Here is an 11,862-nt window from a genome sequence, read left to right on the forward strand (position 1 = left end):
ATCTCTATGCTGGTTTGAAAGCGCGTGCAGGTTGGTGTCGGCCGGAATGTTTGCAGCATTTGTTCCCCATGTCCCCGAGAGCGACGCAACGCCACAAACCGTCGAACTCGAGCCCCCGAATCACTATGCCACACTGTTGACATGATTGGAATCGGGTACGCTAGCCCGTATCGCTACGGGTCGGGGTAGGAAATAACTCCTTTGCGGAGGCGCATGGATAGCGCCCCCGAAAGGGCGGCGCCGGCCAATACGGCGCAGACGCCGCCCTGAACTATGCTAACCTCCCGGAGACGACATTGGAGAGGCGATCATGATTGAACCGAAACTCGAAGTTCCGGCCGAGCTGCGCGATCTGGCCGAAAAAACCATCGATCAGGCAGAAAAGGCGTTCGGCATGTTCTTCGATGCCGCCGGCAAGTCGATGACGTCGATGCCGGGGCCAGGGACGGAGATTTCGAAGCAGGCGCTATCGTTCACCGAACAGAACATGAAGGCAGCATTCGAGCACGCCCGAAAGCTGGTTCATGCGACCGACCTCCAGGAAGCGATGCGGATTCAGTCCGAATTCCTGCGAAGCCAGTTCACCAATGCTGGCGAGCATATGAGGCAGATCAGCGGTGGTGTCATGTCGGCCGCCAAGGACGCGACCAAAGGCAAGTTCTGAACGGCATCCGCTACCGCCGGCGCGCTATCGCGACTCCGAACAGGAACGCAACGAACAGACTCGCGAGGGGCGCTTCCCGGGTAATTGCGCTGACGGTGGATAGCGGCTTGCCGGGTTGCCGTGCCGTTGCGATCGCCTCGGCTAGACGATCGACCGCGGCCTGAAGCGCCGCAGACACATCCGTGATCGTGCGCGATACATCGGTCGCGGTGTCAATCGCGCGTTCGGCCATGTTGGGCTGCAACGGTGGAGGTGTCTCGATGCTCACTTGTCGACACTCACTTTAAACTTTGAAATCTGTTCAGCATGCTGGAAATGCGCGAGTAAACGATTTGTTCCGCCACGGTTCCGCAACAGAGCGGTCTGAGGCGGAACAATCGTCCGCCCCGGGGTTTGATTCTGACACAGCAATCAATCCGGAATTCTGAAATGGCGAACAATCATTCGAAGGAAAGCCATACGACACGCCACGGCGGCGCACCTTTGGCGGTCGCGATTGCAGTCGCGTGTGTTGGCGGGTTCAGCATGTTGATCGCTGATTACGGCCCAAAGAATAAGCCCAAGGTGCAAACGGCCGCGGAGGCTCATTACAGCACCACAGGCGACGCCGCCCGGGCGGCCGGCGCAACGGTGATGCCGACCGAACCCAAACCGCAACTGGAGCCCGATGCGCCGGGGCCGAAGCCCGTGCAGCCGGCAAACCCCGTGCGGTCCGGGGATAACTAGTCGGCAGGTTGATCCTCGCCGTGCGAAACCCTGAGGGCAGCGTCAATTCTCATGTGAACACGACGCTCGGCCATATGAATCAGCCGCGTCCTCGTCTTGCCGGCCACGGTCTGCCCGCCAATCTGAAATCGCCATTGCCAGACATCCGGCTCGCTGGTGGCCGTGACGCTGTATTCCACGTCCTTGTAAATCACGATCTGCCCCGTGCTGGGTCAATATCCTGAGGGACAATTCTTTGCCGCTGCAATCAATCCGGGAGATTACGGAAAATGGCCCGTGAACTGCATGCTTCCTATGCAGAATGGCGTGAAACACGAATGGCTCGATGCTGCCTTGCAGGGGCTGCGGCCCGTTCGCTCCAGAGGTACCGATAGCCGATCCCGTTGACGAACAGTCGTTCGGGCAGCTCTTGATGCGGCGATCCTGATGTCGCGTTTGACACGTCGGGCAAATCAGGGGCAGAAAATCATCATCGCGAAATCGGGCTCGTGACCGGCGCGTCAGCGTACGCTGACGAACGCGCCCCATACGGCAGCAAGCCCCGCTCCCACCAGGACGAGAAGCGGGTTGGCACAAAACGAACTGCCGTACTGACACATCGTGACGCCGAGCGAGCCGATCTCGTTATGGCTTGCCGCATAGAACAGGCCCGACAGGATCGCGAGCACGGTAGCGACGAAATACATCAACGGCCTCCTTGCGATCTGATCGAGCGTTGGCTGGTGCCCTGCGCCCAATGCTCCCATTTGAATGTCGATGCACCGGATCAATTTTGCACTTGACGCGTCGGGCAAATCAGCGGCACACCGTCATCATCGCCGATATCGTAAAGCTCGCGCCGGTAAATCGGCGGCGGGCTTTTTCGTTTGCAGCGATGCTATCCGCGGGGAAGTTTCAAATTATCCAACCTGTTGCATCGCATTTTCGGTAATTTGTTGACGGTCCAAAAAACAATTGACACGTCGGGCAAATCACCGGCTGAATATCATCATCGCGAAAATCATGCAGAGCCCGGGCGGAGAAATCCGCCGCGGGCTTTTTTGTTGAAATTTTCCAATCGGACGGCGGCCGCTTGTCACGACGCCCCAACTCCCAACGCCCGTCGCCTGAGGCGTCGCGGGCGCGCCGTCGTCCGAACCATTGAGATCATCATCAGCCAGCACGCGCGAACGTGCCGGCGTGCGGCGTGGTGCAGAAGCCACGGCCGCAAGCGGCCCCTGTAGCAGGGATACGGTTCGCGCCCGAAATGATTGCACCCCAGCGATCATGCCGCACATTTTATTTCAGCGATAAGCCGATGACCGCGTATCGCTCGCGCTGATCGGCCTGATTGGAATCGCCGTGTGGGTCCCTTCATGAGCGCCGATGTCATCCAGTTCGTCCTGCACCTCAGGAGCGATCACGAGCAGACGGATTTTCCGACAGTCAAGAGGCTGGACTGGTCGTGTCGGACAAGCAGCCTGCACAGAATATCCTGAAATTTTCAGCGGAAGCTAATGAGAAAGCGCGCGAAAAGAACCGGGATAACCCCTAGCTCCTCTGTCGAGTGACTTTTACTCGATCACTGTCTGGTGCGTTGGGGGCCTGTCATGGCATTCGAATCTCGAACGCTTATCCCGCTAACTGTCGATCAAATTATAGTCAGAACGATCGTCTTGCTGGCCCTTTATGGAACGGTTCTCGTGTTCGGGTTCCTTCTATATTCTTCTTATCGCGACAGCAATGTCAGCAGGATCTCGGTTTCGAAGTTGTCGGATCTCGACGAGGAATTCGAGGTCGGCGTTTCGAGTCTTCGGGTGAAGAATCCAAAATTCCTCAAGGTGTGTTTCACCGGGGATTACGTTCATGCCCTGAAGGATGCGCAGCAGTGGTTTGCCGCCAAGGACACCGAATTCAAAGCCGCGCTTCGGGCCGCCGGCGGGCCGGCGGATGTGTTCAACGACGATGATCATTCATCCATCGTCCTGCTCACGCATGATTCTGCGCTCATCCTGCAACTGAGCTGGCGAGCGGGTTTGTCCGTCGCCAATTTCGGATGTGCAAGCGTCGATGGTGCGGATATCGAACTGAAGCGCTACGAGACCAATTCCAGCGTAAGCCTATTTCTTCCAGGTGCAACACCGAAGTCGCCGCGAGGACCGGGGCAACCGCGCGCCACATTGTGTACACAAAAACTGGAGCGATTTGTCGAGTCAATCGATGAATTGCTTGCGCAAACCATTCAGCAACGGTTCATTTGGGCTGCGATCAGGAGATACCTGCCTCGAACGGGGTGTCGCGCTGACGAAGTCATCTCGATCGCAAGGACGTCAAGATTCTTTACGCCGCTTTCCGAAAACTCGACGGCATACGGTATCACTTTTCAGAATTCCGACTGGACGATCTACTTCGAGCTAGACAAAAATACGGGGGAAACTACTTCGCCCTGGATTAGCTCGCGTCACCCTCCGTTTTCTTGACTAGAGATTCATTAACAGCGCAGCTGGAGAAATTGCGATCATGGCAGATCGAATCTATGTCACGTATACCCCGACCGGAGCTCCGGGAAGCTTTCACACGGCGATCCACTATGAGCGCACGAATCTATCCGGCGAGTTAATCAAGCACGTTGTTGTTGAAGCAACGCCGGAATTTGGAGAACTGGGTGGACTGGAAAAGGCGAGCAACGCCATTCGAGAGATATTTCGGACGGGAAGCGCCCCGTCAAGTTTCGGTAGAATGAATGCGATGGTTCGCGACCGGAGCGTGTGACAGAAAGAGAAGAGCGACGATCCAAGCGCTCCTTATGAAATAATTGCTGAGGGCGATGATCTCAGCGGTCATCTCGCACGAATGCAACTCTTTGCGCATGGCGTCAACCGCGCGGGGATCGCTTACCGTGGCCAGCGTCAGAACAGCAATTCGTTTGCTGCCTCCGCCTTGCGAGCTGGTGAGCTCCCACCCGCAACAGGTGTGGCGCGTGATCCGTTGGGTCCTGCGGGTGAACTTCTGGATTTCTTTACTCCAGGGTTGAACGAGCCGTTCGAAGCTCCGATTGGTCCTCGCTCAGCGCCTGTTGATGTTTCGGAGGGCAAGGGCAATATCTTAGGGGGCCGTCCTATTCGCTACCTCGAACGGATGATTGCTGATGAGCCGCCGAGCGACCGCTTCGGAAATTGGACCTCTTCGCCTGCCGGCATTACGCCGCGCAATCCGAACCTGCCCCTGCCGCAGGCTGACCCCGGCAAGCCACCCGGAATATTCAACGACAAGCCGATGCCGTTGTGGATGACACTACCGCCGATCCGGGGATCGACAGACTTTTCCGAAGCGCCTGGCATCGGCACCAAGCCGATACGGTATGTCAGCCGACGGGATGGCAATCCGCCGCCAGCGTCCGTATCCGACACCGGCGCTCCGGCCGCGCAGTTCGTTCTTCCCGATCAACTGAACGCGTCTAGCAGCCGCACCGACTGGGCCGCGCCTCTGGCGGGCCTCGGTCCGCCGCATCCGATGCGAGCGGCGCCGCCCCCGCAACGCCGAAACGCCTTCGTCAGCGGAAACGATGCCTTGTCCCGCGCAGCCAGTGGCGGCAGCTCTTCGTCCAGGCTGGGGCAATCGCAGGATCCAACGGCCTCCACGTTGCTAGAGCACATTCAACATCTGAACGAGCTGAGCGCCAACGAACCGCAGGCTCCCATATTCGAGCGTGGCGCGCCGGGAGCATCCCTCGCTCCCTCAGTCAGTCCAAGCCCGATGGGCGGCCTTGCAGGTCGGATCGCAGCGCTTTCGGGCATCGATCCTGATAATCCGGATCAGCCGCCGCCCGGCGGGCTGCTCGCGCTTTTGCTTGCCGCCCAGCAGCGATAATCTCGAAGACCAGAATTCCGTCGGCTCGTGCGTTGTTGTCAGGCGAGGCCTATCGCATCGACGCTCCCTGATTTTCTGCAATTGATTGACGGCTTGAAAAACATTTGACACGTCGGGCAAATCACCGGCACATCATCATCATCGCGAAAATCGTGCACAGCCCGGGCGGAGAAATCCGCCGCGGGCTTTTTGTTTGAAAATTTTCCAATCGGACGGCGGCCGCTTGTCACGACGCCCCAACTCCCAACGCCCGTCGCCTGAGGCGTCGCGGGCGCGCCGCCGTTCGAACCTTTGAGATCATTTAGCCGGCACGCGCGAACGTGCCGGCGTGCGGCGTGGCCAAGGTCACGACCGCAAGCGGCCCCTGTATCAGGGATACGGTTCGCGCCCGAAATGATTGCACGCCAGCGATCATGCCGCGCATTTTATTTCCTTAAGAGAAGCCGATGACCGCATATCTGATATCGCTCGCGCTGATCGGCCTGATTGCAATCGCGGTATGGGAGGATCCCTCATGAGTGCCGTAATCATCCAGTTCATCCCTCGCCCCAGGCATGATCATGAACAGACCGATTTCCCGACAATCGCGTTCCGCTCCGCGGTGCACGAGCCTGCGGCGGACCCGACCGATCTTACGCCGTGCGAATACGTCACGGCGGATCATGACGAGACGCGGTGAGAAGACCCTTGGCAGACATCCGCTCACTGGCACGGAGCCACACCAAGACGGCCATCAACGTCCTGGTCAAAATCATGCAAAGCAAGGATGCGACGCCTGCGGCGCGCGTCTCGGCGGCCAACGCCGTCCTCGATCGCGGCTGGGGCAAAGCCATGCAACCATCGGAGAGCGGTAATGACGGTTCGAAAAAGCCTCCCGAACGGATCGAGCGGCTCATCGTCAACCCTGACGATCCCCACGGCGAAAGTATTTGAGCCGTTGCTTCGGCCCAGCAGGTACCGCGCAGCCTTTGGCGGCAGGGGTTCCGGAAAATCGCATTTTTTTGGCGAGCTTCTGGTCGAGACCTGCCAGGCCGAGCGCGGCACGCTCGCGGTTTGCATTCGTGAGGCGCAACGGACGTTGGCGCAGTCGAGCAAGCGGTTGATCGAGAGCAAGATCGCCGCGCTCGGCGTCGGCAGCGGTTTCAAGCTCTACAGCGACAAGATCGAAACGCCCGGAGACGGCATCATCATCTTTCGGGGGATGCAGGATCACACTGCGGATTCCATCAAATCGCTTGAGGGGTTTCGCGTTGCCTGGATCGACGAGGCTCAGAATCTGAGCGCGCGCAGCCTGTCGCTGCTGCGACCGACGATCCGCGCCGAACGCTCGGAATTGTGGGCGAGCTGGAACCCGCGCCGGAAGTCTGATGCGATCGACGATTTCCTGCGGACGCGCAAGCCGCCGGGTGCGTGCGTGATCAAGGCGAGCTGGCGTGACAATCCCTGGTTTCCCTCCGTGCTGGAGGAGGAGCGGCAACTCGATTTGTCGCTCTATCCGGATCGCTATGACCACATCTGGGAGGGCGACTACATCGGCGCGTTCGAGGGCGCATACTTCGCCGGGATGCTGTCGCAGGCGCGCAGCGACGGACGGATCGGCAAGGTCTCGGCCGATCCGCTGTTGCCGCTGCGCGCCTTCATCGACATCGGCGGCTCAGGCGCGACGGCCGATGCTTTCACGATCTGGATCGTGCAATGGGTGGGAGCCGAAATTCGGATCCTGGATTATTACGAATCCGTGGGGCAGGTGCTGGCGTTTCACGTCAATTGGTTGCGCAGCAAGGGTTACCGGCTGTTTCAGCCGCCAGTCCCATGGGCTTGGCCAAATACGCTTTATTGGCGCAAGCTCATTGGATAGCAAGCGTCCAGCATTCTTTCGAAGTACTCCTCGCCCCGGTGGCCTGACGGCCGCCGGGCTCTTTTTCGTTTTTAGCACGATGCATAGGTTGCAGCAGCCCCATTTGGCGGAAGAGCCGTATTCCGCGCGCCTTGATCATTGGCGGTGAGGCGGTAGACTGGCCAGGCTCAACCGCTTCCAGTTCGCAACGACGGGTTGGGCAAGGAAACGCCAATGCCAGGGGACGGCCGCAGGCCAGATGCAAGTTCGCTCGCGGGACCGGGTACGGGCAGCTATGCCGCTATCGTCGCGCGCGCCAGAGCGTTGATCCCGAAGCTGCGGGAGCGTGCTGCCAGGACCGAAGAACTGCGGCGCCTGCCACCGGAGACCGAGCGAGATTTACACGATGCCGGCCTGTTCCGGATCGTGCAGCCCAAACGCGTCGGCGGCTCCGAACTCGACTATGTTGCACTGGTCGATTGCGCCGATGCGCTGGGGCAGGCGGATGCTTCCGTAGCGTGGAATTTTGCCAACCTTGCAAGCCATCACTGGATGCTGGGCATGTTTGACCGCCATGCGCAGGACGCCGTCTGGAACAAGGACGCCGATGCATTGATCGCCTCGTCATTCATCTTTCCAGCCGGCCGCGCCAGAAAGGTCGCTGGCGGTTATGTGCTGAACGGCCACTGGCCGTTTTCCTCAGGCGTCGAATCCTGCGATTGGAACATGCTCGCCAGCGTGGTTTCATCCGACGATGACGCCGACGGCATCGAATACCGGATATTCCTGCTCAACAAGAGCGACTACAAGATCAACGATACCTGGAACGCGACCGGTCTGTGCGGGACCGGATCGAACGATGTTAGCGTCACGGACGCCTTCGTCGCGGAGCAGATGACGGTCGCCGTCAGCGATCTTACCGGCGGGCCAACCCCGGGGAGTGCGATCAATCCAAACGCCCTTTATGCGCTGCCGGTTTTCTCGTTGTTCCCTTATGTATTATCAGGCGTCGGTCTGGGTAATGCACAGGCCTGTTTGAATGATTATGTCGAATTCGCACGTCATCGCGCCTCGACCTATAATCGTGCCAAGCTTAGCGATATGCAGACGACCCAGATCAAGATCGCGGAAGCCTCCGCCAAGATCGACGCGGCGCGGCTGGTCATGCGCACGAACTGCATCGATGCGATGGCGGATGCTCGACGTGGTCACGTTCCGGACATAGCAGACAAGACACGATTGAGGCGTGACGGCGCATTTTCGGTCAACCTTTGCACTGACGCCGTGTCGCTGCTGTTTGCTGCAAGCGGCGCGCGCAGTCTGTTTACGTCAGGTGCGTTGCAGCGGCAGTTTCGCGATGCCCACGCGGTGAATTCGCACCTCGCGTTCAATTTCGATGCGGCGGGAACCAATTATGGACGTGTAGCGCTTGGCCTGCCGTCCGAAAACCTGACGCTCTGAGGCGAGGTGGATGTCCGACGCACCCAAACATCCAGCCGATCCCGCTAACGAGTTCGCCAGCGACAACTCGGCGATCGATCCCCGGGATTTTCGAAATGCGCTCGGTACGTTCGCTACCGGCGTCACTATTGTTACAGCGATGGCGGCTGACGGAAAGCCATATGGCGTGACCTGTAACTCCTTTGCCTCAGTTTCGCTGAATCCGCCGCTGGTCCTGTGGAGCCTCGGCATGTTCTCGCAGGGCTTGACCATCTTCCAGAACGCCAGCCATTTCGCAGTCAATGTTCTCGGTGCTTCTCAGCAGACATTGGCCTCGCAATTCGCAAAATCCTCCGCCGACAAGTTCGCCGGCGTGAGCTGGACGCCAGGACTCGGCAACGCGCCGGTGCTTGCTGACAGCGTCGCAAGTTTTCAGTGCCGTGCCGCCAATCGATATTACGGCGGTGACCACATCATCTTCCTGGGAGCCGTCGAAGCCTATACTTATAATGGGCAGGAGCCCCTGTTGTTTGCACGCGGCGGATTCGGCCGCTTCCTTGCCGGCGATGACGGCAAATCCTGATGATCAGGAAAGATAAGCCCAAACGTGCTGGCACCAAGCAAAGGCGCCTCTCGCCCGACGATCGTCGCCGGGAAATTCTTGCGAAGGCGACCGAATTTTTCTCGGAAGAAGGATTTGGTGGTGGAACGCGGGCACTGGCGCGGCGGCTTGGCGTAACGCAGCCACTGCTCTATCGTTATTTTCCAAGCAAGGATGACTTGATCAAGGAGGTCTATCGCACGGTCTATCTCGATCCGCTCGAAACCGGTTGGGAGAAACTGCTGACCGACCGCTCACGGCCGCTTCGCGACCGGCTGCTGGAATTCTATCGCGCCTATACCGACGCGATCTTCACCCGGAAATGGCTTCGCATCTATCTCTACTCGGGCTTGAAAGGCCTCGACATCAATCGCTGGTATGTCGGCATGGTCAAGGACAAGATCCTGACCCGGATCATCCGGGAGTGCCGTCATGAGGCCGGGCTTATCGTGCAAAACAAGCCGAGTGCGACCGAACTTGAACTGGCTTGGGTCTTCCACGGTGGAATCTTCTATTACGGCGTCCGCAAATACATCTACGAATCGCCGGTGCTCGAAGACAAGGATCGCATCATCAGCGATGCGCTGGATGTCTTTCTGGCCGGCTTCGAGCGGGTTAATGAATCCTCGCCGGACGTCCGCCGCGCACCAATCAGGGTGGCAGGATAAGCCAGCCGTCATTTTCCAGCTGTTTCCGCGCGATACCAGTCGCCGATCTCGCTTGCGGTCATCAGTGCCACGCCGTCATGGCTGATGACGTAGTCCAGCAGCGCTTCCAGATATTTGATGCGATGCGGGACCCCCGTAATATAGGGATGGATCGAGATCGCCATGATCCGCGCGTTCGATTCGCCTTCGAGATAGAGCCGGTCGAACTGATCCATGCCACGCTTCAGGAATTGCTCGGAGGGCTGATGTTGCAGTGCATGGACGACGATGTCGTTGGTTTCGACCGAATAGGGAATAGTCGTTATGGTGCCGTGGGGCGTGGCGATATCCTGCGGCAGATCGTCGATTACCCAATCCGCCAGATATTCGATGCCGTTGAGGCGCAGAAGATCGAGAGTTTCCTCGGTCTCGGTGAGGCCCGGGCTCTCCCATGATCGCGGTGATTTGCCGGTAAATCTTGCGATTGTTTCGACGGAGCGCTTGATCGCATCGGCTTGATTGTCGAGCTTGTGCATTGGCCCCTGCTGGAATCCGTGGCCCATAAACTCGAAGCCGGCTTCGAGCGCGGCGGACGCAACGCGCGGATAGGAATTGCAGACATTGGCATTCAGGGCCAGCGTTACCGGCATCTTGCGGTCGGTCAGCGCCTTGAACTGTCGCCAGAAGCCGGCCCGCATGCCGTACTCATGCCAGGACCAGTTCGGCACGTCAGGCAGCAGCGGTTGTCCCATCGGCGGACTCAGCACCGTCCGCGGCATCGCGTTCTCGATCCGCCATTCCTCGACGTTGAGAATCACCCACACTGCGAGCTTCTTGCCGCCGGGAAGCGTCAACTTCGGTCGGTCGATCTGGGCCTGATAGGGGATACGATCACTGAGAGCCACGGCAGATTCCTTGACTGAATTGACCTATTCGGACGCCTTGCCGGACATGTCCGTATTGATGCGCGGCATGACCTTTTCGGCCATCAGGATCATCGACTGACGTCCAAGCTCGCGATCCTTCCAGTCCTTGCCGGCATAAAGCAGCGTACCAAAGGGCCCGGTCTCCTCCTGAAAAGCCAGCAGTTGGTCGGCCACGCTATCGGGTGTGCCGTGAATGATGAGCTTGTCGCAGATCGACTCGAGCGTCACTTCCTCGTCGGGCTGATCGCGGCGTGTTTTGAACAGTTCGATACGACCGCCACGCTTCAACTTGGTGAATAGCGAGCGATAATAATAGACATATGGACCGTTCGGATCCGTCGCATAGGCTTTTGCCGTGGCGGCATCCTTGGCGACAAATATGCTTTTGGCGACCCGCCAGTTCGCCGTCTCCGCGGGGCGGCCGACGCGTTCGCAGCCTTCAACGTATTTCGGCCAATGGCTGTTGACCCAAGCCGGCATCAGAAAGTTCGCCGAAATCGGATCCCAGCCACGTGCGGCGGCTTCGGTCACACCTTTCGAGAACGGCGCCACTGCCGTCACCACTATCGGCGGATGCGGTCGTTGTAGCGGGCGCGCGATGAAGCCCTGACCAATGTCCTCAATCACGGTTTTCTGTACCGATACATTCCAGTACTTGCCCTGGAGGTTATACGGTGGCTCGCTTGCCCAGATATCAAGGACCTGATTGATCGCCTCCAGGAACATCGCGTTGCGATCTGCGCCGAGATTGCCGAAGACTTCGGCGTCGGACAGTAGCCCACCGGGGCTAATACCGAAGATCAGGCGGCCGTCGAGCATGTGATCGAGCATCGCGATCGAGGCTGCGAGCGCTGCCGGATGGGTGTTCGGCATGTTGATGGTGCCGGTACCAAGCTTGATTTGCTTGGTCGCCGCGGCAAGCCAGGCGATGAATGCGATGCAGGAAGTGATGTTCTCGGCCTTATCGGTGACGTGCTCGCCGACATAAGCTTCGCTGTACCCGAGTTCGTCGGCCAACAGGAAGGCTTCGCGATCCTCCTTGAGAGACAGCCGCCAATCCTTGTCGACAGGATGGATGGGCATCGTGAAGAACCCAAGCTTCATGGTCTGCTCCTCCCCAAGGGCAGGCGTTTCGTTTGGTGGGAAACCTGCTTCGACCGCAACATGATAAC

At 58.9% G+C, this 11,862-nt stretch carries 16 protein-coding genes; 11 read left to right on the plus strand and 5 right to left on the minus strand.

What is annotated here, in order from left to right; translation table 11 throughout:
• The first annotated feature begins 310 nt into the window (after nucleotides 1–310).
• Nucleotides 311–664: a phasin gene (locus JQ558_RS16335; RefSeq protein ID WP_192738658.1), complete on the plus strand. Its 354-nt coding sequence runs from the start codon at nucleotides 311–313 to the stop codon at nucleotides 662–664.
• A 10-nt stretch (nucleotides 665–674) separates the two neighbouring features.
• On the opposite strand, the gene JQ558_RS16340 is transcribed toward JQ558_RS16335, so the two are convergent.
• Nucleotides 675–896 carry a hypothetical protein gene (locus tag JQ558_RS16340; RefSeq protein ID WP_249119032.1) on the minus strand — a complete coding sequence of 74 codons (222 nt, stop codon included), beginning with the start codon at nucleotides 894–896 and terminating at the stop codon, nucleotides 675–677.
• A 197-nt stretch (nucleotides 897–1,093) separates the two neighbouring features.
• On the opposite strand from JQ558_RS16340, the gene JQ558_RS16345 reads away from it, so the two are divergent.
• Nucleotides 1,094–1,390: a hypothetical protein gene (locus JQ558_RS16345; RefSeq protein ID WP_212294229.1), complete on the plus strand. Its 297-nt coding sequence runs from the start codon at nucleotides 1,094–1,096 to the stop codon at nucleotides 1,388–1,390.
• On the opposite strand, the gene JQ558_RS16350 is transcribed toward JQ558_RS16345, so the two are convergent.
• On the minus strand, nucleotides 1,387–1,584 hold the full coding sequence (locus JQ558_RS16350) for a hypothetical protein (protein WP_212274803.1): 198 nt from the start codon (nucleotides 1,582–1,584) through the stop codon (nucleotides 1,387–1,389). The genes JQ558_RS16345 and JQ558_RS16350 overlap by 4 nt on opposite strands.
• 306 nt (nucleotides 1,585–1,890) lie before the next feature.
• Nucleotides 1,891–2,076, minus strand: coding sequence for a hypothetical protein (locus JQ558_RS16355; protein WP_192738654.1), 186 nt, complete (start codon nucleotides 2,074–2,076; stop codon nucleotides 1,891–1,893).
• A gap of 903 nt (nucleotides 2,077–2,979) precedes the next feature.
• On the opposite strand from JQ558_RS16355, the gene JQ558_RS16360 reads away from it, so the two are divergent.
• The 9 genes from JQ558_RS16360 to JQ558_RS16400 all read left to right on the plus strand — a co-directional run bounded on the left by JQ558_RS16360 (nucleotide 2,980) and on the right by JQ558_RS16400 (nucleotide 9,785).
• Complete coding sequence (locus JQ558_RS16360; RefSeq protein ID WP_212274804.1) at nucleotides 2,980–3,849, plus strand: hypothetical protein; 870 nt, start codon at nucleotides 2,980–2,982, stop codon at nucleotides 3,847–3,849.
• Between the two features lie 40 nt (nucleotides 3,850–3,889).
• On the plus strand, nucleotides 3,890–4,141 hold the full coding sequence (locus tag JQ558_RS16365) for a hypothetical protein (RefSeq protein ID WP_212274805.1): 252 nt from the start codon (nucleotides 3,890–3,892) through the stop codon (nucleotides 4,139–4,141).
• Between the two features lie 81 nt (nucleotides 4,142–4,222).
• Nucleotides 4,223–5,239: a hypothetical protein gene (locus JQ558_RS16370; protein WP_212294230.1), complete on the plus strand. Its 1,017-nt coding sequence runs from the start codon at nucleotides 4,223–4,225 to the stop codon at nucleotides 5,237–5,239.
• Between the two features lie 514 nt (nucleotides 5,240–5,753).
• A complete protein-coding gene (locus JQ558_RS16375; protein WP_212210064.1) occupies nucleotides 5,754–5,918 on the plus strand; it encodes a hypothetical protein in 165 nt (54 codons plus the stop codon).
• A gap of 8 nt (nucleotides 5,919–5,926) precedes the next feature.
• Nucleotides 5,927–6,172 (plus strand): hypothetical protein, encoded by a 246-nt coding sequence (locus JQ558_RS16380; protein WP_249119031.1) that lies wholly within the window; start codon nucleotides 5,927–5,929, stop codon nucleotides 6,170–6,172.
• A gap of 4 nt (nucleotides 6,173–6,176) precedes the next feature.
• The gene (locus JQ558_RS16385; protein WP_249119030.1) at nucleotides 6,177–7,097 is read left to right on the plus strand and encodes a PBSX family phage terminase large subunit; all 921 of its coding nucleotides are present in this window, start codon (nucleotides 6,177–6,179) and stop codon (nucleotides 7,095–7,097) included.
• A 213-nt stretch (nucleotides 7,098–7,310) separates the two neighbouring features.
• Nucleotides 7,311–8,537: an acyl-CoA dehydrogenase family protein gene (locus JQ558_RS16390; protein ID WP_212210067.1), complete on the plus strand. Its 1,227-nt coding sequence runs from the start codon at nucleotides 7,311–7,313 to the stop codon at nucleotides 8,535–8,537.
• Nucleotides 8,538–8,547: 10 nt separating this feature from the next.
• A complete protein-coding gene (locus tag JQ558_RS16395) occupies nucleotides 8,548–9,099 on the plus strand; it encodes a flavin reductase family protein (protein ID WP_212210068.1) in 552 nt (183 codons plus the stop codon).
• The gene (locus JQ558_RS16400; RefSeq protein WP_212274816.1) at nucleotides 9,099–9,785 is read left to right on the plus strand and encodes a TetR/AcrR family transcriptional regulator; all 687 of its coding nucleotides are present in this window, start codon (nucleotides 9,099–9,101) and stop codon (nucleotides 9,783–9,785) included. Before JQ558_RS16395 ends, JQ558_RS16400 begins: the two co-directional genes overlap by 1 nt.
• An 8-nt stretch (nucleotides 9,786–9,793) precedes the next feature.
• Here the strand turns inward: JQ558_RS16400 and JQ558_RS16405 are convergent, their stop codons facing one another.
• Complete coding sequence (locus JQ558_RS16405) at nucleotides 9,794–10,669, minus strand: polysaccharide deacetylase family protein (RefSeq protein WP_212274817.1); 876 nt, start codon at nucleotides 10,667–10,669, stop codon at nucleotides 9,794–9,796.
• A gap of 24 nt (nucleotides 10,670–10,693) precedes the next feature.
• Entirely contained in the window at nucleotides 10,694–11,794 is a 1,101-nt protein-coding gene (locus JQ558_RS16410; protein WP_212294231.1) for an LLM class flavin-dependent oxidoreductase, read from the minus strand.
• Nucleotides 11,795–11,862 lie beyond the last annotated feature (68 nt).

The organism is Bradyrhizobium sp. AUGA SZCCT0160 (assembly GCF_018130105.1).
Lineage (GTDB): Bacteria > Pseudomonadota > Alphaproteobacteria > Rhizobiales > Xanthobacteraceae > Bradyrhizobium.